A 25,803-nucleotide genomic window follows, 5' to 3' on the forward strand; every position below is an offset into this window, starting at 1 on the left:
CCATATCCATTGAAAAAATTAGATAACCATGAAAAGATATTTATATACCACCCTTTTTATTTTTATAATTGCTGCCGAAGCTTTGTCCCAGGTTGGAATTAACACCTCTGTTATACAAGATGGGGTTACGCTTCAGGTAGAATCTTCTAATAAGGGAATGTTGTTTCCTAGAGTAGCTCTCTCATCCAGAGCCTCTACAGCACCGCTTGCAACAACAATTCCTATGAGTACTATGGTTTTTAATACCGCTACTGCAGGTAGTTTTCCCGACGTAATCTTCCAAGGTCTTCATTGGTGGAATGCTGATGAAGGACAATGCGTGAATGCCAGTTTAAACTTAAATACGGTAATGGTAAAATATACCAACGCTGAAAATACAACCGATAACCTCCTGGAAATGAACAGTTCTATGACATCTGATGAGTTCAAATTATGTGCTCTTCTCAAACTGGGTTTTACCACAAAAGACATAGCGGAATACAACCATATTTCAGTGCGAACAGTTCAGGCAAGGAAAAGCAGACTGAGGAAATCATTCGGAATATCTGCTGATATAGATCTTTACAATTGGATAGATACTTTATAATTTGAAGTAGGTCTCTCCACAGAAAAGCCCTTAGAATCTTTGATTCTAAGGGCTTTTTATTTCTAAATGACAAGTATTATTTCTGTAATTTTTAGCTTAATATATCACACGGTACTATACAGATCACCCAGGGGCATCTTTTTATTCCCGGAGGTGGGCAACATGCTTCGGAACAACTCAATGCTCCGCCATTGATACTTTTCAACTGATTTCTTGAAATTTTCTTATAATTTTTCATAATAAAGTAATTGGGTTAACATTAAAATTTAGGGCTGGTTTCCGCCGCCACATCCGTCGTATGGCCTGCATTGCCATTTTCCGCTGATTAGGCATAGCTGACCACCCGTGCAGTTGATACCCCCTTTAATGGTTTTCATTTCCTGTCTGTTGATTTTCTTTAAATTTTTCATAAAAATAAGGTTTAGTTCTATTCGAAATTAATAAATTTTCCTCAACTAAGTGAAATAATTCTGAAAATATTGATCCTTTATAGTATTAAAAAATTTTAAAAGACGTAATAGATGCTCCATTATAATCGCTCTGTTTCTGGAGAAAGATCCAGATCATTTGATTTTCCATATCTTGTCATACCAATCTTTTTTACTGTTGATAGCTAGCTCAAAAGCGGGCTCAATGGGCATTGTTTGTATTTTTTTGAAAGCATAGTTCCCAATTTCTGTTAGGGCAGGTTTTAACTGGGGCCAGCATCTTCCTCCCTTTTCATACGCCCAGTTTATGGGGATATCAGGATGATGGGTTTCCTCGAAATCTCGGAGTTCAAAATCGGCAGGATTACAGTTTCGCTGTATCCATGTTTCCGGTTTAAATAATTGGGCACTGTCGAAATCTCCTTCTGCGATCAACTCTTCATATTGTTGTTGATCAAATTCATTTGACTGTCGTACTTGCAGCACTGAATTCTGTTGGCTGTCGAAGCTGATAGCACTTGCAGCTGCATTGGGATCTGTCCAGATGCTGACCGTATAAATGACAAATTCCGGTTTTTCTGCTTTCAGCCTTTCTATCGCTTTATCCACCATAGATTTCATTTCGGTCAGGTAATTTTCTTTGTCAAAGGCCATATCAATCGTTTTGCTTTCATAAAGTTACATAATGCTTTCGTACGGAGAAAACTTTAGAATTTCGCGAATCTTATTTTTTTATATTATTGGTTCAAGTATAATATCGTACAGTACCAATATAAGAAAGAGGGCCATTATTGACCCTCCCTTATTTTAGTAAGAATTATATATTGTTTTAGTTACGTAAAAACTGACCAATGTCTGAAGAGTCAAAAGTAAAAGCCGATTGATTTTCAGATTTGTCTAGTTTTTTACTAACCGTCAGCGCCCATAAAACCAATTCTTTGCAGAAATTTTGATCTTCTACACTTAATTCTGAAGCATTTTCTTCCACGACGGTAACTAAAGGGGTTATGCTGTTGAGTTTAGCATAGAATTCCTCGTCTGTATCGGTGTAATTCAGTTCAAGGTGGTTTTTGTTAAACCATTTGATGATGTCGGTGTACGGTGTTTTAATACCTTCTTTTTCCAGTTTGGAGATACGGGGGAATAAACTTTCAAATTGGATCATCACTGCCTGATCTATTAATATTTTCGCTACATAATCTGCCCCTTCCTGCTCACCCTCATACACCAATTCAATTTTTCCTGTGATAGATGGAATAATCGACATAAAATCTAGCAGGCGAACCGTAGTTTTTTCAGCATCTGATTCTATCAGACGCAATTTTGCTGCAGCCACTAAATTTTCCATAGCGCTGATGGTAAGACGAGCACTTACGCCACTTTTCGCATCTACATATTCGCTCGTACGGGCTGCAAAAGCTACTTCCTCCAAAAGATCTTTTGCCAAACCGGGAATGTGTATCTGTGATTGATCTTCAGCCGAAATCATAGCTTCCTGTTCGGTAATCTGTCTGGCAAGCGCAATAGTTTTTGGATAGTGTGTGAAAATTTGCGACCCGATTCTATCCTTCAGTGGGGTTACAATACTTCCACGATTGGTATAATCTTCAGGATTGGCGGTAAAGACAAACTGAATGTCAAGAGGCATTCTCAGCTGAAATCCACGAATCTGAATATCACCTTCCTGCAAAATATTAAATAAGGAAACCTGAATTCGGGCCTGTAAATCCGGTAGCTCGTTCAGAACGAATATAGAACGGTTGGCACGGGGAATCATTCCGTAATGCAAAACACGCTCATCAGAATACGGCAGTTTTAAAGTCGCTGCTTTTATGGGATCTATATCGCCAATTAAATCCGCAACATTCACATCAGGTGTAGCCAGTTTTTCAAAGAAACGATTTGAGCGGTGTACCCACGAAATCGGGGTTTCATCACCATGTTCCGCAATAAGATCCCTGGCGTATTTTGAGATAGGCTGAAATGGGCTGTCATTGATCTCAGATCCTTTTACGATAGGCATATATTCATCAAGAAGGCTCACCATACTTCTTGCAATCCTGGTTTTGGCCTGTCCGCGCAACCCCAGAAGATTGATATGATGACCGGCAAGAATAGCTTTTTTCAACTGAGGGATTACCGTATCTTCATATCCCCAAAGGCCTTCAAATACAGGCTCTTTAGCTTTAATCCGGGCAATTAAGTTCGCCTGGATTTCCTGATTAATCGTTTGATCTGTATATCCGGAATTTTTTAATTCTTTGAATGTAATATCGTTTTTCATTTTCTTTTTAAGTAATAATAATTATGTAATGAGAATTTTTTTAATTATAGCACATAGATTGTAAATTTGACATCTAGCATCTAGCATCTAGCATCTAGCATCTAGCATCTAGCATCTAGCATCTAGCATCTAGCATTAATCATATTCTCTTTATTCTGTTTTTCTCGTAATCTTCAAAAATCATTTGTCCTAAACCTGACAGACCTGTTAAAAAGGCTTTTCCTTTATTTTGGGCTGTAAATGCTTCCACAAATTTTCGCAGATAGGGATCCTGGGCGATCATAAAGGTCGTGATGGGGATTTTCAGTTTTCTGGCCTGTGCTGCTCTGTTAAGGCATTGGGAAACAATCATTTCATCAAGGCCGTTGCTGTTCATATAAAATTCTCCGGTGGGCAACTGGATGCAGCTTGGCTTTCCATCCGTAATCATGAAAATCTGTTTGTTTGTATTTCTTTTTCTGCGGAGAATATCCATCGCCAGTTCTAATCCGGCAACTGTATTGGTATGGTAAGGGCCAACCTTTAAGTAGGGGAGATCTTTGATTTTAATTGGCCATGCTTCATTTCCGAAAACAATAATATCGATAGAATCTTTCGGATACTTCCGCTTAATTAATTCCACCAGGGCCATCGCTACCTTTTTGGCAGGGGTGATGCGGTCTTCTCCGTATAAAACCATGGAATGGCTGATGTCTATCATCAGCACAGTACTCATTTGCGCTTTATGCTTGGTTTCTTCTACGATAAGGTCATCCTCCGTTAGTCGTAAATCTGAAATTCCGTTGTTGATCTGTGCATTTTTTAAGCTTTCAGTCATATTCACGGTAGATAGATCATCTCCATATTGAAAAGAACGGTTTTCACCATCCCGTTCATCACCAACCCCGGTTTTTGTGGTCCGGTGATTTCCTGCACCACTTTTTTTCAGTTTTCCGAAAATTTGGTCAAGGGCATACTCACGTAAAGCAGCCTCCAGTTTGGCGGTTAATATATTTTTGCCTTTTCCCGTTCCTGAATTACCTTCTTTAGGATCATCTTCCTCCTTGATGTATCCTCGTTTTTTTAAATCCTCTTCAAAATCCTGAAGCGTATATTCGTCGCTAAAAATGTCATATTCTTTATCAAGCATATCAAGCCATTCGAAGGCTTCCTCAATATCACCGGAAGTATGGGTAAGCAAATCTTTGAAAACATCAAAGACCCGGTCAAAATGCGAAATATCTTCCGGGATGTGTTTACTGAACGTAAATCCTTTTTGAAAGTTAAAATCTTTATTCTTCATAAGATGCTGCTGCTGTTTTCAGGTACCTGTTTTAAACCTTTTAGATATAAGGCTGGAGCTTAAAACTTACCTGCAGGTAGTCTGTATTTCTTTACTTTATTTAAGCATACAAGTTAGGGAATATCACATCAGGAACACCTTATGAAAAATAGAAAATACTAATAACAGCGATATGAAATGGGATATAGCTTTAATGAAAAATTTAATTATCAGCCGTTATTAATTTATTCTACATATTGATGAATGATCTGGTTCTCACAGGCTCATAACATCAATGGGAGTATATCTTTGTCAAAAGGATAATAACCAAGGGCAGGATAGGTTTTAATTCCTCTGAATCCCTCGTTGGTTATACAGTTCCTGATCACGTCAAAATAAGTATGATCATCTCTTATTCTCCTTGGATCAGCAAAGACAAAAGGAAGACAGGTTTTAGATTTGATGCGCTTGAGTGCCTTTAGCTCATCAAGCTGTTTCATATAATTTGATTGAGGAGTCTTTCCCCTTTGGAATTCAGGGCTTCTTTTAATTAGAGAAGCTCTTTTCTAAATTTCAATAAGACCGTGATGGCCATTATTTATTGGCAGCTGGTATATAATCAGGAATGTAGGCATGCTCATTTCTCAGGGTCTGAATAAAATCTTTGGAATATACCTGTAAGCGAATATCAGTAATGTCTGTGATTTTCGAATTTTTATTTCCTGAAAGGTCATACGATAGGATCTCTTCTTCCTGTCCGTCTTCTTTAGACAGTATGTAATAAAAATCTTTATTTTCCCAACAGCTTATCTCGTCTGAGGAATTATCTTCAATAGTAACACGGGTGAAATTTTTCTGCAGGAAACTCAGAAGATTTGAAGTGTCATTTTTATTTTTTGAAGTTTTATGGGCATTTAAGTAAACAAATTCTCCTTTATTGTTTTCTGTCATGTCCAAAGCAGGAAATGCAACCTTATTTAAAATGGCTAAAGTATCCTTTGTCTCATCGTACGCAACCGTGTGATATTTGTACCCAAAATATTTGACGGGTTTCTCTTTTCTGGACATCCAGTCATTAGTTGATTCCAGATAGAATTCGGTTGGTAATCTTCCATTCGATTGATAAAAAGCAAGCGTGTCTTTTGCAAACATAGCTGTTTGAAGAGCTTTTTTTGCTGCATTTTTATCCAACTTTTTGACGTCAGTGGATAAAAGCTCATCCGTTTTCTGCAACCTGGGTTTAAAAAAGCTTGAAACATCAAATGTTTTGTCCAGTTTGTCAATTAAAACAACTTTGGAATCCTGAGACTGACACGAATAAAAAAGATTCAGTAGGATAACCGAAGAAATTATTTTTTTAACCATAATCCAAATATAAAAAATAAAGTGATTGAATGGTCATATATCATCTGATCGTGAACCTGAATAGCTCTCAGATTTTGTTGCAACAGCTGCTGACTGGAGAAAGAAGAAGATGATTAAGTGAGCACTGCATTCATTTACAGTCTGCCATCTGACTAATTTAGGCCCATAATAATAAAAGCCCGCCCGAAAAGCAGGCAGGCCTCTATTGTTGAATCATATCTAATTATTTTTTGCTCTTCAGCAGGTCAATTAATTTTTGAGCAACGGCTATCGATGATCCTGGGTTTTGTCCTGTAATTAAATGTCCATCCTGTAAAACGTAGCTGTGCCAGTCTTCCGTTTTACTGTAAATTCCACCTAGTTTTTTCAATTCATCTTCCACCAGATACGGAACTATTTCGGTCAATTGCACAGCCTCTTCTTCTGTATTGGCAAACCCGGTCACTTGTTTTCCTTGTACCAATGGAGAACCATCTTCATTTTTTACAAATCTTAATACTCCGGGAGCATGGCAAACGGCTGCTACAGGTTTACCTTTTCTGTAAAATGCTTCAATCAGCGCAATAGAATTTTGATCATTGGTAAGGTCCCAAAGTGGCCCATGACCTCCGGGGTAGAATACGGCATCGTAATCTTCCTCTTTCACTTCGCTAAGTTTCAAGGTGTGGGAAAGTTTTTCCTGTAAGGCTTCATCTGCATCAAAACGTCTGGTTGCTTCTGTCTGGAAGTCGGGCAGTTCACTTTTAGGATCGAGTGGAGGTCTGCCACCCAGTGGTGAAGCCAAAGTTACTTCTGCACCTCCTTCAGTAAGGGAGTAATAGGGAGCTGCAAACTCTTCTGACCAAAAACCTGTTTTAAGTCCGGTGTCCCCTAACTGATCATGTGATGTAAGCACGATAAGTACTTTAAAATCTGTTGTATTCATTATTTTTAATTTTAAAATTTATAAATTATTTTGAGGTATAAAAGACAGAATTTAAAGCAGGGAATATCATAAAACGAAACCTTCTGTTTCAATTAGGGCGTCTGAACGATTTAAATTGGTGGTATTGACTTCGTATGCCTCCATTTTTACTGTCTTTAAATAACAATACGAATTTGGGGCAAAAAGAGAAGATGATGGTGTGACCTACATCACTTTACGGGAAAAAACTGTTTTTTGTGATATAGATCACTTTACTAAGATTGATACAGACGGCTCAGGGTCTCTCTTGAAACACCGAGGTATGCTGCTATTAACTGTTTGGGGACGAGATTGTAAAGCTCAGGATGTTGCATCATTAATTCCTCGTATCGGCTGCGTGCATTATTATTTAAAAGAGAGAGGATTCGTTTTTGTAACCCAACATAGCCCCTGTTTGAGCGCCAGCGGAGAAAATGTTCCACTTCATGGATTTCTCTGCATGCTTTTTCCCGGTCTTCACTGTAAAGGCACAGGGTGTGAGCATCTGCGACACAATCAATACTGAACGTGGCTTTTTCATCATTGTACAACGCATTATAGTCCGAAGCCCACCACATGCTTGTTGCAAACTGAAGAATGTGCATTTTAAGGCTATCGTTGGTGTAAAATGTTTTTAAGCAACCATCGAGAACGAAATATTCGTGATCTACTTCATCGCCTTCGGTAATTAGGGTTTCACCTTTTTTAAAAGATTTAGGTTTAAATAACGAAAAGAAATAATCAAACTGTTCATCCGTAAGATCAACCACTTTACTCATATGTGTTCTCAGAATTTCTTTTGCATTCATATCGTAATACTATGATGCAAATATACTTTATGTTGGCATGTTCTGAACAAATTTTCGGGGGGATAACAAAAAATTTTGGTAAGGAATTTGTTAATAATCAGGCTGAAATTTAAAATATCATGTTAAAAATACGTACACTGAGTGAAATCCTCAATTTTTATGAAGTTTTTTGATGTAAAGTGAAATTAAATTCTCTTGGTTTTATCATGTATTTACTGTTATAAAAAGACAAAAATTACTTTAACTTTGCTAAACGAATGATATACCAGCGTTACCTGATTTTTGGTGGTACTGTTATATCCTTAAAACTAATACCGGAAAGACTTAAATAATCAGAAAATTAATTAGCTGATAAACAGATATGAAAAATAAATTCTTAAATTTTAAATTGAGGAAAATTGTTCATTACTCATTGATCGCCTGTATTCTATTGATACAGGTCATTATCGCCGTTTTTTTTTATAACGAATTTGTGAATGAAAAGAAACTGAAGTTTATCAAGGACCAACTGGAGGAAAGCAGAGCTTTGGGTGGGCTGACGGACGATTCACGAAAAGATTTCATGGATGCGCAGAACTACCTTCAAAAGTATATGGTCAGCCAGGATGACAAAGATCTGAAATTATACTTTCAGTCCCTTAGAAAACTGAAGGGTAATTTTGATAAAATAGGAGCCTATGAAAGCATAAAGCCAAGATTGAAAAACAATCTGGCCCTGCAGAAAAAAGATACGCTGCAGATTAAAAGGCTGAAAACATTAATAGATTCCGCTTATCAGTCTTCTCTCAACCCACCCGCAAAAGTTAAGGATACACCCTATGAACTGAAAAAGTATAAGAATAATTTCGATAATCTGAATATCGAAACGCGTACTTATTCTGATACCATCAAGAAGAAAGGCTTTATGGGACGTTTAAAAGATGCCATATCCGGAAAGGTGGAGGTTCAGAAAGAAAGCACGGTCATTACAATGACGAACAATAAAGCACTAGATCTTTCTAACATAAAATCAGAAATGGATAATGCCATAAAATCTATGGATAAGCATTATTCGGACGAGGTGAAAAAGGTTCAGTTGCATGTCGCTAAAAATCAACGGAATAATGCTCATTTTTACAGTAATTTCAGCAAATTATTGGTGTACAGCAACGGGCTGATCAATGTGTACGAAAATGCCATTAAAGACTTTAAATCAGAATTAGAAAAAGAATACAACAAGCAAAGCTCAGATAATAATAAAATCAGAACCTATCTGGTACTGGGATTAATGATTTTAATGTTCTTTGTATCCATTCTGATCATGTACTTTACAAGAATGGCATTCATCTATGAACTGAAACTGAATGCAGCGAATGACGAGATTAAAAAGAGTCTTACTTTCAAAAACAGAATTCTGGGAATGCTGAGCCATGAATTAATGTCCCCGCTGAAAATTGTTAATATTTTTATCGATAAGATCAACAGAACGACCAAGGATGAAACTACAAAAGACTATCTGAAGTCCATTAAGTTTACCAACAGTACCTTGCTGATACAGTCTAAACAGATCCTTGAATACACAAAGAATCAGGAAGCTGAAAACAAACTGACAAAAACTGTCTTTAATCTTAAGGATGAAATTAATTCTATTGTAAAAGCCATTACACCCTATATCGAAACCAGAAATAATAAATTTTTGGTGACGGACAGGATACCTGAAAACCTTGTGGTGAATTCAGACCCTATAAAAATCAACCAGATTTTTATGAATATTCTGGGAAATGCCAACAAGTTTACAGAAAACGGTCAGATTGATCTTACCATGGCAACGGAACAGATAGATGACAACAGAATTTCCCTCATCACAACAGTAGGGGATACTGGGGTAGGAATATCTGATTCTGACCTGGCGAAAATTTTTGAACCCTATTATCAGGGAATGATATCTGATGAAATTGATAATTTTGGTGCAGGACTGGGACTAAGTTTATGTAAGGAAATTATAGAACTTTTCAATGGTGAAATATCTGTTTCAAGTAAGCTGCATAAAGGAACAAAAGTAACATTCAGTATTAATTTAAATATCAGTAATAATGGGAATATCAATGGAAAATAAAGAGATTGTATTCCTTTTAGCGGATGATCATAGTATCGTAAGACAAGGAATGGAGATCCTGATCGATGAAATTGTGCCCAATGCTAAAGTATATCACACTTCATCTTTACTACAGATTGTAGAACTGATACAATCAAAGGAAATTGAAATCGCCATCATTGATGCTCATTTTCCGGACGGAAACAGTCTGCATGTTTTGCCAAAGATGAGAATCGCCAATCCCAATATTAAAATTTTAGTCTTCACCGGTCTAGAAGAAGATCTGCATGTGCTCAAATTTATAAAAGCCGGCGCTAATGGATATGTAAGTAAATTAAGTGAAGAGGATGAGATAAGACTGGCGATCTCAGATATCGTACACAAAGGCGAGTATTTTTCTGCCCTTTCCCGGAATTTAATGGTGCAGTTTGTTCACAATCCGGATTTAATCAATCCTCTCAGCCGCTTATCGAATAGGGAATTACAAATTGCCGAAATGTATGCGGAAGGACTTGGCAACCTGGAAATCGCCAATCATCTGGATATCAAACAGAATACAGTCAGTACGATCAAGAAAAATATTTTCGATAAATTGAAAATTGAAAATCTCGTTGAGCTGGTTGATCTCGTCAAAACCCATCATAAAATGTAGGATTTTCAAAGTCCTTTTTTTACTTCCCCATTGTCCCAATCTTTTGCGGATAATTATCTAGGTGTTTATCGACATATATCGATGCCTGTTGTAGGATATTTTATTCTGCGATGTTGTTACTTTGCACCAGAGAAAAAAACCAAATGAAGAACGTATATGAACAGAAAATGCTGCTTGGCTTTTGAAGTTCTGTACAAACATACAAATGATGGTAGCTGTAAAATAACACGTTATAGCTGCACAATAACAAATGATGAAATTAATATAAGTGTATGCGTAGCCTTGGCCTGACTTCTTGAAAGCCATTCTTAAAAAAACACAAATTACAATAAAGAAGTTATATAGGTCGTTAGGTTATTAAATACAGAAAAAAAAGGTTGTCCAAAAGGGTCAACCTTTTTTGTTATAGAAGTGTCTCCATACTTCAGAAAAATTAGTATGATTTAAGGTAAATGTTTAAGCCATTGTGCCGATAAACATCTCGGCTTTTATCGAAATATATCGATACCAATTATAGGATAGTGTATTCTGCAATGTTGTTACTTTGTACCAGAGAAAAAAACAAATGAAAAACGTATATGAACAGAAAATGCGACTTAGCTTTTTAGTTCTGTACAAACACACAAATGATGGTAGCTGTAAAAATAACACGTTATGGTTGCACAAAAACCAAATGATGAAATTAAAATAAGTGTATGCATAACCTTGGTCTGACTTCTTGAAAGCCACTCTTAAAAAAACACAAATTACAATAAAGAAGTTAAATGGGTCATTAGGGTATTAAATACAGAGAAAAAGGGGGTTGTCCAAAAGGGTCAACCTCTTTTTTTTGTTGTATAAGTTTCTCCATATTTCAGAAAAATTAGTATGATTTAAGGTGAATGTTTAAATCATTCTGTCGATAAACATCTAGGCTTTTATCGATATATATCGATGCTGATTGTAGGATATTATATTCTTCAATGTTGTTACTTTGTACCAGAGAAAAAAACCAAATGAAAACGTATCTGAACAGAAAAGGCTGCTATGCTTTAGAAGTTCTGTACAAACACACAAATGATGGTAGCTGTAAAAATAACACATTATGGCTGCAAAAAACTAAATGATGAAATTAATATAAGTGTATGCGTAACCTTGGCCTGACTTCTTGAAAGCCACTCTTAAAAAAACACAAATTACTATAGAGAAGTTAAATAGGTCGTTAGGTTATTAAATACAGAATAAAAAGAGGTTTATCCAAAAGGATCAACCTCTTTTTTTATTTTAAAAACCACATTTCAAAAGAGCTACCTTCTTCCTGTGCCTGATAGATAAGATATCCCCGATGGGCTTCCATAATACTTTTTGAAAGGGTTAAGCCAATTCCGGAACCTCCATTTCTGGTCGTAAAAAACGGAAGAAATATTTTATCTTTAATTTCATGGGTGATGCCTGAACCATTGTCTGTTAATGTTAAAATAACCCGGTTGTTTCGAGATTTTATAGAGGTTTTAATGATCTTTTCTTCCTTTTCCAAGACAGCAAATATAGCGTTGAGATAGAGATTGATAAGGCTTCGTTCAATCATTTTCAGATCTGCAGAAACAAAATGTTCTTCCAAATCTAAAACGACCTGAATATTGTTCTTTTCAAATTCATGTTTTAAAAAGTCAATGGCAGATTCTGTAATTTTTTTTAGAGAGACATTTTTGAGGATGGGTTTTGGCAATTCTGCTACTTGGCGATAATTGTCAACAAAATTGAGGAGCTGTTTTGATTTTGAAGTGATGATCATCAGGCTTTCTTTCATTTCTTCCTGATCTTCCTTGTTGACTGTCTCCTGATTACTAATGTATTCAAGGTTTTGAATAAGACTGTTGACCGGAGTTAATGTATTTAAAAGTTCATGCGAAATCACTTTCATAAGGTTATTCCAGGCCAGTTTTTCTTTCTGCTCAATAATTTTCTGAACAGATTCTAAAGTGATAATGTAAAAACTATGCTGAACATTTTTCACTTGTTTCGTTCTCAGAGAAAAAGACTGTTTCGCATTTTGACGGATAGAAATATCAAGAAACTCCTGCGAGCTTTCATAATTCGTCTCCTCAATAATTCTGTAAAATTCAGGAATTTTTGTGGCATACAGATTCCAGGAATTATATTTGGGGATTTCCAGGATATTCAGAAAGGTAGGATTCACATAAAATACTTTCCATTCCTTATCTGTTTCAGATAAAATCATCAGACCGATGTCCATTTGGTCCAAAATACTTTCATACAGTAATTTGTAGGAAGATAAAGAGAGGTGCTCATTTTTACTTTGGTAATATAACTGTACACTGCCGTCAATTGAATCAGAACCTTCTTCTTTTGGAAACAATGAAAAGTCTTTTTTAATGATGGATTGAATAATTTTCTCTGTTTTTGCAATCTGAGATAAAAATGAGAAATTGGCTAAAAGCACCAAAATTAACGTCAGTAAAGAAAATAAGATCACATTCATCCATTTTTCTCTGACGAAAAAGTGATAGCATACTATTCCGGAGACGATAGCCAACGAAATATAAATCAACCAGATATAATTGTTTTTATGCATTAAAGTAAATATAATTAAAATTATAACCCGAACTTTTCCATTCTTCTATATAAAGCGGCTCTTGAAAGTCCCAGATCTTCAGCTGCCAAAGATATGTTACCCTGATGCTTTTTCAGGGCTTTTTTGATGAGCATTTCTTCCATGTCTTCAATATTAAGATTGGTGATCGTGTTTTCCTGTTCTTCCAGTTGAGGCATCAAAAGTTGAAGACTTTTGTCATTGGATAAAATTACACTTCTTTCGATACAGTGGTCTAGTTCACGAATATTTCCGGGCCAGGGATAATTTTTTAGCTGAGATAATAAGTTTTCAGATAATTCCAAATTGGGTTTATGGTATTTCTGTTTGTAGCGGTCTAAGAAATATACAGCAAGAATATTGATGTCTTCCTGTCTTTCCCTTAAAGCCGGAATATTAATTTCCACCGTATTTATTCTGTAGTATAAATCCTGACGAAAACGGTTCTCCGCCACTGCTTTTTTCAGATTCTCATTGGTGGCAAAAATAAAACGCACATCCAGCATCCTTTCCTTAGTTTCACCAATTCTGGAGAGTTTTCTGTTTTGGATCAGACTCAATAATTTAGTCTGAAGCTGAAGCGGGAGATTGCCGATTTCATCCAGAAAAACAGTTCCGTTCTGGGTATTTTCTATTTTTCCGGCATAATCCTGATGAGCGTCTGTAAATGCTCCTTTTTTATATCCAAATAATTCAGATTCAAAAAGATTTTCAGAAATACTTCCCAAATCGATATGAACAAAAGGCTCATTTTTTCTGTCAGATTGCTCATGAATAGATTCCGCCAAAACATATTTTCCCGTTCCGTTTTCGCCCAAAAGAAGGATGTTGGCATCAGTAGGAGAGACTTTTTTTATTTGGTCAAGAATCTCCTGCATTTTTTGAGAATGACTGTCCAGCTGATACTGATTGCTTTTTTGATTGATGTTTTCCCATTGACTGAGCTTTTTATTCTTTCGTGAAATATCAACGGCAAGATTAACTGAGGCATACAGTTTTTCGTTATTCCATGGTTTGAGGATAAAATCTGAAGCTCCTTTTTTTAAGCCTTCAATAGCAAGTTCCACTTCACCATAAGCGGTCATTAGAATGATAGGAAGCTGTGGTTCAAGTGTTTTTATTTCATTCATCCAATACAGACCATCCTGACCATTTTCAAATCCTTTCCGGAAATTCATGTCTAAAACAACAGCATCGATCTGATTTTCAGTTATAAATTTCAGAATTTTTGTAGGATGGCTAAGGCAACTTACCTCTGAGAAAAACTTCTTGAGCCAAACCCTTGCAGAAAATAAAATATCTTCATTATCATCTACAATCAAAATATGAGCTTCTTTTTTACGCATATTATTTTTAAAAAATTAATTAAACAGAGAACTCAATACACAAAATTAAAGCTTAAGTGTTCATTTTCGCACAAAAAGTGTCCGATAATGAACAGTTTTTAAAAATAGGTTTAAAGCTTTACTTCAGATTGTCAGAGACTTACAAATTTATAATTTACTGGCATCTGGATTGTGTAATTAATTGTAAGCAAACGAGTTATCTTAATTATGGATACGAAAATAGTAAAAAAGAAATCTAAATTGAAAATTGTTTTAGTCGGATTGATAATAATAGTGGCAGGATCGCTATTCAGTCTGTATTTTATGAAACAAAAAAAGACGTATAATATTTCGGCAGAAGACATCCAGATGGATGAAGTCACCCGGGGAAAGTTTGAAGACATGTTGATGCTCACCGCACAGACGCAATCTCTCAATTCCTCTTTGGTTAATGTTTTGGAAGGCGGTGCCATCAAAGAAATATTTGCTGAAGACGGGCAGATGTTAACGAAAGGCCAACCTATTGCACGGGTGTACAACCCTAATACAGAGTTTAATTATCTGAACCAGGAAACGGGAATTATGCAGCAGATCAGCCAGATGAGGAGTACGCTTCTTGAGCTTAAAAATCAGGAATTCGCTCAGGATAAGGAATTACTGCAGTCCCAGAATGATTATAATACCGCTTTGCAGTCATTTAATTTGCAAAAACGACTGTATGACGCTGAAATTGGGAAAAAGACAGATTATGACGTCAGTTTGCAGAATCTGAATTACCAGAAACAAAGAAAATCAATCGTAGAAAAGGGAGCTTTTACTGAAAAAAAATCCAGAAGCTCACAAATGTCTGCCGTTAATTCTTCTATTAGTCAGATGGAGAAAAGCCTTCAGATCCTGCATTCCAATAAAAACAATTTCCTGATTATGGCTCCGGCTTCAGGAAGGTTGTCATCATTTAATGTTTCCATAGGAGAAAATCTGACAACCGGGCAGAGTATTGGTAAAATCGATCTGATGGATGGTTATAAATTGGTTGCCAAAGTAGATGAATACTACATCAATAAACTTCAAATCGGAATAAAGGGAAGTCTGGATAATGACGGTAAATCTTATAACGTGATCATCACAAAAATTTTACCGGAAGTAAAGGACGGTCAGTTTTCTGTAGAGCTTAACTTTACAGATGTGAAACCTCAAAACCTCAAAATAGGGATGACTTTTGGCGTTAAACTGAAACTTTCCGCCGATACCCAGAGTGTAATGGTTCCTAAAGGTAATTTTTATAAAGATACCAACGGAAAATGGATCTTCGTGGTAAAAGGAAATAAAGCAGAAAAAAGAAACATTGCTTTAGGGCGTGAAAATCCTTTATTTTACGAAGTAGTTTCAGGATTAAAAAGCGGGGAAACAGTGATTACATCTGACTATTCAGATATTAAAAAATATGAAATCCTTGAGATTAAAAATAAAAAATAATTAACCTTCACATTTAAATAAGAATCAAAATGATTAATGTTCAGAATCTTTCTAAAATCTATAAAACTGAAGACGTACAAACCAATGCTTTAAATAATGTAAGCCTTCACATCAAAGGAGGGGATTTTGTAGCCATAATGGGGCCTTCAGGCTGTGGGAAATCTACATTTCTTAATATTCTGGGTTTGCTGGATGATGCCTCTGCAGGATCTTACAAATTCGCAGAGGTGGAAACTGTAAAAGCTGGAGAAAAAAAGAAATCTACTATCCGAAAGAAAAATATTGGATTCATATTTCAGAATTTTAATCTGATAGATGAGCTTAATGTATATGAAAATATAGAATTACCCTTAATTTATAACGGAGTTTCCTCTTCTGAAAGAAAAAGAAGGGTAGAGGAAATTATGGAGCAAATCAATATCGGTCACCGTGCGAAGCATTATCCACAGCAGCTTTCGGGAGGTCAGCAGCAGAGAGCAGCCGTTGCAAGAGCTTTGGTGACAAAACCGCAGTTGATTCTTGCCGATGAACCTACCGGAAACCTGGACAGCTCCAATGGAAACGAAGTGATGAATCTCCTGGCAGAACTTCACAGAGAAGGTTCCACCATTATAATGGTAACGCACTCTTCTTACGATGCAGGGTTTGCTTCAAGAATTGTCAATATGAAAGACGGTGAAATATTTAATGAAGAACATGCTTCCCAAAGAAGAGATGTCTTTGAAAAAGCAGATGCTCAGGAACTCCAGTAGTTAGAACATTCTTTAACTAAATTATATTGTAAAAAACTAGTAACCGTGGAAGCTCTGCTTCTTTGATGTCAGGTGTATTTTCGACCTGAACAGGGTTTGGAAATATGCCTTCATCACTTACAAAATTATACTACCATGCTAAATAACTGGCTTAAAATAGCTTTCATTAATTATAAAAAAAACTGGTTGTCTACAGCAATCAATTTATTCGGACTTACAGTGGGTCTTACCGGATTTATGCTGATTCTCCTGCATTGGAATGATGAAGAATCATTCGAAAAATGGAATCCAGAAAAAGATCATATCTACTATTTCCAAACCTATCATAAGAAAGAAAATTCTTACGGGAATAATATTTCTATTCCAATGGCAAAACGTGCCAAAGAAGTCATTCCGGGAGTACAGGATTATGTTTTGTTCAACGGTTCGGGAATAGGAATTAAGATGACGACCAAATACAAAACGGTTTATCAGCGGGAAGGGATGACATCTTCGGAGAGTTTTTTTAATTTTTTCCCCTTTAAATTGGTTTCCGGAACCTACAAAAATGCTTTGAAGGGAGAAGGGGTCATTGCGTTGTCAACAATTGCGGCTAAAAATCTTTTTGGTACAACGAATGCCGCTGGAGAAAGTGTCAAATTTGATGGCAAAAATTACGTGGTAACTGCTGTTTATGAGTTGCCGAAAGAAAACAGCCAGATCAAGCCCGAGTTCATTATCAATCCGGTGGAACAGATGAAAAATGATGAAAAGAATTGGGGGAATTTCAATTATGGTTCCTTTTTTATGTTGAAAAAAGGAACCGATCCTGCTATTGTACAGCAAAAATTCAGAAAAGAGGTTTTCGAATACAGAGCAAAACTTGATAAGGCTCCCTCATCAGGTATGACAACCGAACAATATTTGGATTTATATGGCCCTACCGCTAGTGTACTTACTCCGCTTGATGAAATAAAACTTCACGCAAAAGCATCCTGGTTTGGAACTCCTGATTTTAAAACCATCATGATATTGTTTACCCTTTCTGTCTTGATCGTTGTTTTATCGGCTATCAACTTCATTAACCTGAAAACAGCACAGGCTTCTCAGAGAGCAAAAGAAATAGGAGTAAGAAAAGCGATTGGCAGCACACGATCCAATCTTATTGTTCAGTTTTTACTGGAAACCTTTATGATTTGCATCGCTTCCTATCTGCTTTCACTGGCTTTGACAGAGCTTCTTTTACCAAGCTTCAACAAGTTTTTTGATAAGGAAATGAAGATAGATGACTGGTATATCTACTTTTATTCTTTTGCAATGGTGATTCTGGTAACATTGATCTCAGGATTGATTCCGGCCATGTATCTGTCCAACTTCAAAGCGATAGAGACTCTGAAAGGAAATTTCGCAAGAAGCAAACATGGAATTTGGCTTAGAAACGGGATTCTTACTTTACAGCTGATTATTTCTTCATTCTTCATTATTGGCGGACTAATCGTGAATCAGCAGGTGAAATATATGATGGACAAAGATCTTGGGTACAGTGGGAAACAGATTTTGATGATCAACTTCAGTGATTTTAATCCCAAACCCTGGCTGAAGTATGAAAGACTTAAAACAGAGATGAGCAAAATCCCAGGTGTGGCCGAAGTTTCTTATGGAGAAGTTGTTCCCGGAAGCAACAGATCCAGCAGCTCAAATGTTGATTTTATGGACAAAAGTATCCAGGCTCAACATGGATCTATGGATTACAATTACCTTCAGTTTATGAATGTGAAGCTGAAAAAAGGGCGCTGGCTGGATTCGAATCTTTCATCAGACACCATCAATAATGTTTTGGTCAACGAAGCTTTTGTGAAAAAATTCGGATGGAAGGATGACGAGGTTTTTAAGAATCAAATCCGTCCCGGATTTGATAACAAAAAATATAATATTGTAGGGATTGTAAAAGACTTCAACATCAGAAGCTTGAGAACAGCCATAGAACCCATTGTGTTTTTTCATTACAGGGAAACAGAATGGAAAAGATTAAATGTCTATAATATTCAGCTCAAGGTAAAACCGGATGATATTGATGGCACTCTAAAAAGAGTTAAAAAATACTGGTCAGGATCAGTAGAACCGGGATATCCTTTCGACTATTTCTTTGTTGATCAGAAATTTGCCAAAACTTTTGAGAAATACAAGAAACAGCAAACCCTTTTCACCATTCTGAACGCAATGGTACTTATGGTGGCACTGTTAGGATTATTCGCATTATCTTCATTGATGATCGAACAGAAACTGAAAGATGTGGCGATTAAAAAAACCTTGGGAGCTTCAGACGGAATTTTAATCATGGGGCTGACCAGACAATTTCTTTGGATTACATTTACTGCTGTTCTTATCAGCATTCCGATCAGTTATTATGTGATGAACGAATGGCTGAAAGATTTCGCTTACCGAATTGATATGCCTGTTTTGCCATTCATTATAAGTCTTCTTACCCTACTTGTGTTAACATTCGTGGTCGTGAGTATTAAAGCGTATAAAGCGACAAAAGTAAGTCTTGTAAAGTATCTTAAATATGAATGATTTTCATTCTAAGTACTTATTTTCTTTAAAATATATTTAAATTCATCTTGTACATGAAAAATCTTATTTTCATATTTTTTGTGGGGTTATTTCCTGCGCAGCAATCCTGGAATCTTCAGCAGTGTCTGGACTATGCTGCTGCCCATCATCCGCTTGTAAAACAGGCAACGGTAAACATCAGGAAAAATGATCACCAGATTGCAGCCTCAAAAGGAATGCTATTACCTTCTGTAGAGGCCGGAATTAATCATAGCTATAGTTTCGGATCATCGATTAATCAATCCAACAATCAGAGAGAAGTACTCAATACACAATATGACCAGTTTATAGCGCAGGCCAATATCGAGCTTTTTAACTGGCGGAATTATGTGAATATTTCCCTGTCGAAACTCAACAAAGAAACCAGTACCTACAAACTAAAAAAGGCTCAGAATGAAGTGAAACTGAATGTAATTCAAACCTTTTTTATCTATCAAAACAGTAAAAGCTGGCTTGATGTTCTGGAAACTCAGATTTCAGGGATAGAAGAGCAAATTAAGCGAACAGAAAAAGAGGTGGAAATAGGAAGCCGGTCAAAAAGTGATATTTATGACATCAAAGCCAATTTAGGAACCCTGCAGGAACAGTGGGTGACTGCGAAAAATCAACGAGACCTAGCGAAAATTAATCTTCTTAACGCTTTAGTTCTCACTCAGGATTCTGTAGATTTTGTAATGAACAATGAAGAGACTTTACCAGACGAAGATTTTGATCAGTCTGATTTTACCAAAAGATTGTTGGAAATCAATCCGGCCTATCAGGCTGTCGTTGCAGAAATCAAAGCTCAGGAAAAGAGTGTAAATCTTGCAGGTTCAGCGTATCTGCCTACCCTTAATGGAAGCTACAGCTGGTCTACTTTTTATAATAAATTTTTAAATAAAGACAATGTTTCTACCGTAAGCTTTTCAGACCAGTTTACTCAAAATAAAAACCAGTCCCTGTCTTTTGGACTTAATATTCCTGTTTTTAATAAGTTTCAGGTAAAAAACAATGTGGAAATTGCAAAGCTGAATGTGATTAATTCCAATTATGATAAAGAACTGATTGTTAATAATCTTACCCAAAGCATCAATTCCATAAAAGCCCAGTTTTTAAATGCTCAGGAGAAGTACAGCCTTTTGGAATCTAATTTTGAAAATCAGAAACTGTCTTTTCAGAAATCAGAGGAAAAATACAAAGAAGGCCTGATGGATGCGTATACTTTCTTTGTCGTGAGAAACAATTGGCTTCAGGCGAATTATAATCTGATCAGCAGTAAAAATGACGTTATTCAGCAGACTGAATTATTGAAAGTCCTGAAATCCGGATTGTAAAAATGTTTGGGACTGATGGGTTTTGAAAAAGTGAAATACATAAAAAAACTACGGCTGATTCAGGGTTTTCGAAATAAATACATAATTTCGCAGCATGAGAATAGTTCTATATGCATTGTTATGCTTTCCTCTTTCATTTTTCTCACAGACGAAGGCAAAAGTAGTTGGGATTTCAGACGGAGACACTATCACGGTTTTATTAGACGGAAATGTACAGAAGAAACTTCGCCTGGCAGAAGTAGATTGTCCGGAAAAGAGACAGCCGTTTGGTAAAAATGCCAAACAGTTTACATCAGACCAGGTTTTTGCAAGAAAAATCATATTCACAGAGACTAATAAGGATCGCTACGGACGTTCGGTAGCCAAAGTATATTACGATAACGGAAAGTATCTTTCAGCGGAGATTATAAAAGCCGGATACGGATGGTGGTATTATTCTTATTCTAAAGATGCTGATTTAGGGAAAATGCAGGAAACTGCAAAAATCAAAAAATTGGGACTATGGCAGGATAAAAAAGCTATTTCCCCTTGGGATTTCCGCAAAGAACAGCGTGAAAATGCTAAAAAGAAAAGACTTCAAAAACAAATGGAGCAGCTTGCAGAAAGAGAACAAAGATAACATGAACATTGGTGAGGAATTATTTTAAGTTAGCCCTTTCATCCGAATGTTTTTAGTCTTAGAAATGACATCACAACATAAAACAGGAACCGCTGCAAAAAAAGCAGCGGTTCCCTTATAATAAACATATAATAAACTAAGATTCTGTCTTGAGCAGTCCAAAATTAGACGTTGCAGGCTCCTTTCCGAAAAGGCAGGAGAAGATATTTTGAAATTCGTGAATATACTTACATCTGATAGAGTTTCCATAAATTTTCAGGCCCTCCAGTATTTTCTTTGAACTTAGGTCAATATCATATTTGATAAATATTTCAGGTCTTTCATAACGGATTCTCTGCTCAGAAGTGTACGTTCGTAAAAATCCAAATTTCTCAAGCCATTCCTCCGTGATCTGGATAGGTCTGATAGAATCGGCCGGAACTGAAATACTATGGAAATCATTTTCAATTTTCACGAAATAATCTTGGTTGGCTCCGTGAAATATTTCAGTGATCGTGTAAGTCTGTTTTTTGTATTCAACTAAGTTTTTAATTTTAAGATCTGCTGCGTTCATAATATTGTGAGTTTAGAAAGGTGTGTGTTGTATTTATACTTGCAAATATTATGCCCTGCATTATAGTGAACGTCCTGTGTTTTTGAATGTTATATTAATTTTTTCTATTCATAATTAATTATGTGTTAAAATAATATGCTTTTTTCTTAAAATTGGGATAAAATAGAAAATATAATGTGGTACCTGTGTGGTATATTTTCTTCGTTAAAGAACTTTAATGTCTTTATTTCTTGCAGCAAGCAGGAATGAAATACCTATGGAAAATAAGAGTGCTGTTATAAAAATATTCCACGAGAACGCATGAAGAATATAGCCTGTACCACTTCCAAGAATACTGGATCCGAAATAATAAAAAAGCCAATAAATAGAAGTCGCCGAGGATTTTCCGTGTTTCGCATGAAGCGCAATCATCTGGCTGGCCATTGTATGAGCGGCAAAAAAAGCCAGCGTAAAGATTCCCAGACCGAAAATAATCATATAAATATTCTCTGAGAACAATAGGGCAGCACCGGAAAGCATAAAAAGCACAGAACCCTTCAGAATAAGATTACGGCTGAATCTCTTGGATAATCTGCTCGTGATCACCGTACCGAATACCCCGAAAATATACATTAGAAATATAAAAGCGATGACAAAATGGCTTAAGGAAAAAGGCGGGTCTTCAAGTCTGAAAGTGAGGTAATTGTATACACTGACGAAAGTACCCATCAGAAAGAAGGGCTGCAATACAATATAAACGCATCATATAGGGATCTGTAAAGAAACGCCTCATCTGTTTTAACTTGAGAGAATAATCTGTTTTCTGCGGATTAAAGAACTTTGATTTCGGGAATAGCTTCCAGAAAACAAGACCTAATATCAGACTTTCTATTCCAATGATGAGAACTGCATTTCGCCATCCGAATTCTCCCGCTCATTCCTCCGATCGTATTGCCACTGAGATACATGTTGATGGCAAGAGCAACCACAGAAATATGTACTTCCTCCGTAAGATAAGCAAGTGCCACGGCAGAAACTCTGGATACTACAAACCTTTTAAAAATCCCGTTGCGATAAGCAGGCTTAGACTGGGCATCCATGCTGAAATAATGGTAAGCAACGCGGATGAAATCAGTGAAAAGGTCATGAGACTCTTTCTTGAATAGCTGTCTGCTTTAAAAGCAAAAAACAGTAAGCCGGCTGCCATGCCAATAGTAGAAGAGGATACCAGCAGAGAACTGTCTCCTGCCGTTGTTTTGAAATATTCTGCCACTGTGGGAAGCATCGGCTGAAAAAGATAAAGCTGTGCAAAAACAGAAAGTCCCGAAAAGAAAATACAAAATTTTATAGAGCGGAACCTCTGGCTTCCTTTTTCCGCTTTTTCAGATAGATCCATGATTTTTTACGATTAAAAACACCGGGGTTTTTATAGAAATTAAGGTCCCGTAAAGTTCACGATATTTTTTCAATCCTGAAAATACTTTATTCGATAAGATTTATTGGCAAAACCAATCATTGAGACATTTTGCTGATATATTCCGAAGGGGTAATTCCTTCGATCTGCTTAAAGACCCGGTTGAATGTAGACTGATTGGAAAATCCAGCTTCCGTATAAATGTACATTAAAGTAATTCTCTCGAGGTCATTTTCATCAAGAAGCTTTTTTACACAGTTGATTCTGTATAGATTAAGGTAGTTATTAAAATTGGGGTAGCCTTTCCATCTGATTGATTTTGAAATATAGCCACTGTTGATATTCATTTCTGCAGATAATCTGGAAATATTAAAATTGACATCCTTATACAGATGTTTCTCCCTCATGATATTTTCAATTTTTTCAAACAGTTCCTCTGAGAAGGGATTATTTTCTATAGAAGGTGGCGTGGCTTTAGTTTCCACTTGTGACTTTTCCTCAATTTCGTTGTAGATTTCCACCCTCCTGATTTTGTCTTTAAAATAGAGCAGGAGCGATATGACTGCTACATTGGCAATGACCAGAAAGATATCGGTCATTTTTACATCCTCCGGACTATGTTTTGGAAAATTAAAGTCGAAATTTTTATTGATCAGATAGCCTATAACAATATTCAAAATAATAAATATGATGTAAATAAGGACATATTTTCTTGAGAAAAAAACATAGGCGGCCAGTGGAATTGGCATTAGCCATACGAAACTAGCTACAGAGTTGTTCCAGAAAGCCAGCATAATATAAAAATTATAAAAGGAAGCCAGGATCATAAATGAGTGAACCAGAGTATTCACCGAATAGTTTTTCCGGACAATAATGTAGGTATACGTCATGAAAAACAACCCACCGTAAAGATACCATGACATGCTTTTATCAGGGATAATAAAAGTAAAGATAAGAGCAAATACAAAAAGAGTGATTGACATCAGAATAATATAATAGTGGATCAATTGTCTTTTGTAATGTTCTATTCTTTCAGTTTTTATGTTTTTTGCGGCTGTCATTTGTGTTTCGAGAATAATGAGATTGGTTTCAATACCTATACGAGCGGTTGAACATTGAAAATAAATATATTAAGCTATTGTCTTTTGTGTTATGTTTTTTGGTAAATGTTCCCGTTTTCATTGTTTATTTATAAAGTTGATAGGTCATTACATATGCATTTACCTTCAGATTCACTAAAAAATCAATAACCATTGTGTTGAAGTACGATTTAAACAATGTTCCGACCGCATTTTACCATATAAATAAAACACAAATATAACTAAAAATGGGGAAAATGAATGATCTCTTTGGAGTTGGTAAAAACAGACGATCATCCTAACAGTATAAAAATAGGGGTAGGATGCTCGAAGCAGGCTGCTCAGATCAGGAGCTTATTGTGTACCGGGGGCCGGATGTTGAAATACAATATCCGGCCTCAATTTTTAAAAACATAAAAATGATATTGACAGGCTTTCAAAAAGCACTAGTGCATCATTTCATGCACTTTAATAAGTTCTGCGATATTAGAGACATTGAGCTTTTTAAAGATCCTTTTTTTATAGGTACTTACGGTAGACATCTGGATATCCAGTTTATTACCGATTTCAAGATTTCCGGTACCGTTGGCCAGCAGCTTAAAAATCTCATATTCCCGGGTCGAGAGCTTTTCAGCAGGATTACTTTTTTTATTCTGGATGATAAGCCCGATCAGCTCACCCGGATAATAGTAGCCTTTCTCTAAGACAGATCTTACGGCTTCTTTGATTTCTTCCTCACTGCTCTGTTTATTCAGATAACCTTCTGCGCCTTCCCTGATATACTGTATGGCTACTTCCTTATCATATCTTGAAAATACAAGGATCTTCAGACCTTCCTGAATTTTCTTAAGCTCAGGAATCATTTTCTTATACTTTGTTCCCGGCATATCAATATCTAGGAGAATAAGGTCATACTGATGGGCGGTCACATGGTTTTTTACCTGATCATAATTCTCTGCAAAATCTATTTTAATTTGTGGATGGATAGATTCTAACACTAAAGCAGTGCCTGCTCTTACTACATAGTGGTCATCAGCGACTAAGATTCTTTCATTCATATAAAGTGGGCTCTAATAAGAGTTTTTTCTACGATACTTACTTTGGTAAAATTGGAGCTGAAATGAACTTTGACAGATAGAAAATCATATACAGCATTCAAGCTTTTCCTTTTAAAATCAGGATTTTCAAGCTTTGGATTGTTTAATAGACTGCTGTTGTTATTTATCTGGTCAGTGTAGATTTTCGCTCCCGTATCGGTGGTTATTATAGTTAGTTTTTTTATTATTTTCGATGATATCAAGTGGGACACTCCATCAAATATCTTTTGTGCAGAACTTTTCAGGATATGACAGGCGCAACCGGATAAAATACTTAGATTAATCATGTAAAAAGCTCCGCTTTTGGAGTCGTTAATTATTGCTGTAATTCTTTCTTTGTACATTTCCTCAGAGGTCCAGGTAAAGTCATAGCAATGCTTGACAATAGGCTCTGCTCGTTGCATAAGGTTGTTGTCAATAAATGAGCACGTGGAAGTATGACGTTGTCTGTAAATGTTCGAAAACAAAATTACAAAAAACAATGTCCAGGCTTTCATATAGGCATAAATGATCTATGCTTTCCGTTTGATTATTCCGGAAATTTATTAATAATAGTCATTGTACAAGCCGAAGTTTTTATAAGTGTTGGGAATAACTGAATACATTTCT

26 protein-coding genes are annotated in these 25,803 nt (G+C 36.1%); 8 read left to right on the top strand and 18 right to left on the bottom strand.

The features are described from left to right. Positions 1-28 precede the first annotated feature (28 nt). Positions 29-586: a helix-turn-helix transcriptional regulator gene (locus tag HHL23_RS22365; protein WP_185194893.1), complete on the top strand. Its 558-nt coding sequence runs from the start codon at positions 29-31 to the stop codon at positions 584-586. Between the two features lie 91 nt (positions 587-677). Here the strand turns inward: HHL23_RS22365 and HHL23_RS22995 are convergent, their stop codons facing one another. The 9 genes from HHL23_RS22995 to HHL23_RS18120 form a co-directional block, all read right to left on the bottom strand. Further along, positions 678-824 carry a bacteriocin-like protein gene (locus tag HHL23_RS22995; protein ID WP_449386649.1) on the bottom strand — a complete coding sequence of 49 codons (147 nt, stop codon included), beginning with the start codon at positions 822-824 and terminating at the stop codon, positions 678-680. Positions 825-852: 28 nt separating this feature from the next. Continuing rightward, positions 853-996, bottom strand: coding sequence for a bacteriocin-like protein (locus tag HHL23_RS18085; RefSeq protein WP_169236179.1), 144 nt, complete (start codon positions 994-996; stop codon positions 853-855). A 153-nt stretch (positions 997-1,149) separates the two neighbouring features. Continuing rightward, positions 1,150-1,668 carry a hypothetical protein gene (locus tag HHL23_RS18090; protein WP_169236180.1) on the bottom strand — a complete coding sequence of 173 codons (519 nt, stop codon included), beginning with the start codon at positions 1,666-1,668 and terminating at the stop codon, positions 1,150-1,152. A gap of 175 nt (positions 1,669-1,843) precedes the next feature. After that, on the bottom strand, positions 1,844-3,298 hold the full coding sequence (locus HHL23_RS18095) for a sigma 54-interacting transcriptional regulator (RefSeq protein ID WP_169236181.1): 1,455 nt from the start codon (positions 3,296-3,298) through the stop codon (positions 1,844-1,846). Positions 3,299-3,437: 139 nt separating this feature from the next. Beyond that, the gene (locus HHL23_RS18100; protein WP_169236182.1) at positions 3,438-4,580 is read right to left on the bottom strand and encodes a vWA domain-containing protein; all 1,143 of its coding nucleotides are present in this window, start codon (positions 4,578-4,580) and stop codon (positions 3,438-3,440) included. A 263-nt stretch (positions 4,581-4,843) separates the two neighbouring features. Next, the gene (locus HHL23_RS18105; protein WP_169236183.1) at positions 4,844-5,059 is read right to left on the bottom strand and encodes a hypothetical protein; all 216 of its coding nucleotides are present in this window, start codon (positions 5,057-5,059) and stop codon (positions 4,844-4,846) included. Positions 5,060-5,153: 94 nt separating this feature from the next. Beyond that, positions 5,154-5,924 carry a hypothetical protein gene (locus HHL23_RS18110; RefSeq protein ID WP_169236184.1) on the bottom strand — a complete coding sequence of 257 codons (771 nt, stop codon included), beginning with the start codon at positions 5,922-5,924 and terminating at the stop codon, positions 5,154-5,156. A 223-nt stretch (positions 5,925-6,147) separates the two neighbouring features. Beyond that, on the bottom strand, positions 6,148-6,849 hold the full coding sequence (locus HHL23_RS18115) for a type 1 glutamine amidotransferase domain-containing protein (protein ID WP_169236185.1): 702 nt from the start codon (positions 6,847-6,849) through the stop codon (positions 6,148-6,150). Positions 6,850-7,103: 254 nt separating this feature from the next. After that, the gene (locus tag HHL23_RS18120; protein ID WP_169236186.1) at positions 7,104-7,676 is read right to left on the bottom strand and encodes a Crp/Fnr family transcriptional regulator; all 573 of its coding nucleotides are present in this window, start codon (positions 7,674-7,676) and stop codon (positions 7,104-7,106) included. A gap of 361 nt (positions 7,677-8,037) precedes the next feature. Here HHL23_RS18120 and HHL23_RS18125 point away from each other — a divergent pair, with 361 nt between their 5' ends. Beyond that, positions 8,038-9,771, top strand: a complete 1,734-nt coding sequence (locus HHL23_RS18125; protein ID WP_169236187.1) for a sensor histidine kinase — start codon at positions 8,038-8,040, stop codon at positions 9,769-9,771. Next, positions 9,761-10,402 carry a response regulator transcription factor gene (locus HHL23_RS18130; protein WP_169236188.1) on the top strand — a complete coding sequence of 214 codons (642 nt, stop codon included), beginning with the start codon at positions 9,761-9,763 and terminating at the stop codon, positions 10,400-10,402. The genes HHL23_RS18125 and HHL23_RS18130 overlap by 11 nt, the downstream gene beginning before the upstream one ends. 1,258 nt (positions 10,403-11,660) lie before the next feature. Here HHL23_RS18130 and HHL23_RS18135 read toward each other — a convergent pair. Continuing rightward, the gene (locus HHL23_RS18135) at positions 11,661-12,977 is read right to left on the bottom strand and encodes a sensor histidine kinase (RefSeq protein WP_169236189.1); all 1,317 of its coding nucleotides are present in this window, start codon (positions 12,975-12,977) and stop codon (positions 11,661-11,663) included. 20 nt (positions 12,978-12,997) lie between these two features. Next, a complete protein-coding gene (locus HHL23_RS18140; protein WP_169236190.1) occupies positions 12,998-14,341 on the bottom strand; it encodes a sigma-54-dependent transcriptional regulator in 1,344 nt (447 codons plus the stop codon). Between the two features lie 303 nt (positions 14,342-14,644). On the opposite strand from HHL23_RS18140, the gene HHL23_RS18145 reads away from it, so the two are divergent. The 5 genes from HHL23_RS18145 to HHL23_RS18165 all read left to right on the top strand — a co-directional run bounded on the left by HHL23_RS18145 (position 14,645) and on the right by HHL23_RS18165 (position 21,072). Next, positions 14,645-15,796, top strand: coding sequence for an efflux RND transporter periplasmic adaptor subunit (locus tag HHL23_RS18145; RefSeq protein ID WP_228464828.1), 1,152 nt, complete (start codon positions 14,645-14,647; stop codon positions 15,794-15,796). 29 nt (positions 15,797-15,825) lie between these two features. After that, entirely contained in the window at positions 15,826-16,548 is a 723-nt protein-coding gene (locus tag HHL23_RS18150) for an ABC transporter ATP-binding protein (protein ID WP_169236192.1), read from the top strand. A 135-nt stretch (positions 16,549-16,683) separates the two neighbouring features. Continuing rightward, the gene (locus tag HHL23_RS18155) at positions 16,684-19,101 is read left to right on the top strand and encodes an ABC transporter permease (RefSeq protein ID WP_169236193.1); all 2,418 of its coding nucleotides are present in this window, start codon (positions 16,684-16,686) and stop codon (positions 19,099-19,101) included. Positions 19,102-19,154: 53 nt separating this feature from the next. Next, positions 19,155-20,453: a TolC family protein gene (locus HHL23_RS18160; protein WP_169236194.1), complete on the top strand. Its 1,299-nt coding sequence runs from the start codon at positions 19,155-19,157 to the stop codon at positions 20,451-20,453. Positions 20,454-20,547: 94 nt separating this feature from the next. Then, the gene (locus HHL23_RS18165; protein ID WP_169236195.1) at positions 20,548-21,072 is read left to right on the top strand and encodes a thermonuclease family protein; all 525 of its coding nucleotides are present in this window, start codon (positions 20,548-20,550) and stop codon (positions 21,070-21,072) included. A 136-nt stretch (positions 21,073-21,208) separates the two neighbouring features. Here HHL23_RS18165 and HHL23_RS18170 read toward each other — a convergent pair whose 3' ends face one another. From HHL23_RS18170 to HHL23_RS18190, 7 genes are all read right to left on the bottom strand, one after another. After that, on the bottom strand, positions 21,209-21,625 hold the full coding sequence (locus tag HHL23_RS18170; protein ID WP_169236196.1) for a hypothetical protein: 417 nt from the start codon (positions 21,623-21,625) through the stop codon (positions 21,209-21,211). 204 nt (positions 21,626-21,829) lie between these two features. Further along, complete coding sequence (locus HHL23_RS22585; protein ID WP_228464830.1) at positions 21,830-22,333, bottom strand: MFS transporter; 504 nt, start codon at positions 22,331-22,333, stop codon at positions 21,830-21,832. A gap of 101 nt (positions 22,334-22,434) precedes the next feature. Continuing rightward, entirely contained in the window at positions 22,435-22,704 is a 270-nt protein-coding gene (locus HHL23_RS22590; protein ID WP_228464842.1) for a hypothetical protein, read from the bottom strand. Further along, on the bottom strand, positions 22,650-23,000 hold the full coding sequence (locus tag HHL23_RS22595; RefSeq protein WP_228464832.1) for an MFS transporter: 351 nt from the start codon (positions 22,998-23,000) through the stop codon (positions 22,650-22,652). Before HHL23_RS22595 ends, HHL23_RS22590 begins: the two co-directional genes overlap by 55 nt. A 116-nt stretch (positions 23,001-23,116) precedes the next feature. Continuing rightward, positions 23,117-24,079 carry a helix-turn-helix domain-containing protein gene (locus tag HHL23_RS18180; protein WP_169236197.1) on the bottom strand — a complete coding sequence of 321 codons (963 nt, stop codon included), beginning with the start codon at positions 24,077-24,079 and terminating at the stop codon, positions 23,117-23,119. A gap of 464 nt (positions 24,080-24,543) precedes the next feature. Then, a complete protein-coding gene (locus tag HHL23_RS18185) occupies positions 24,544-25,155 on the bottom strand; it encodes a response regulator transcription factor (RefSeq protein WP_169236198.1) in 612 nt (203 codons plus the stop codon). Next, positions 25,152-25,598, bottom strand: coding sequence for a hypothetical protein (locus HHL23_RS18190; protein ID WP_169236199.1), 447 nt, complete (start codon positions 25,596-25,598; stop codon positions 25,152-25,154). The genes HHL23_RS18185 and HHL23_RS18190 overlap by 4 nt, the downstream gene beginning before the upstream one ends. Positions 25,599-25,803: the final 205 nt, after the last annotated feature.

The sequence above is a fragment of the Chryseobacterium antibioticum genome (assembly GCF_012927325.1).
GTDB classification, from domain to species: Bacteria; Bacteroidota; Bacteroidia; order Flavobacteriales; family Weeksellaceae; genus Chryseobacterium; species Chryseobacterium antibioticum.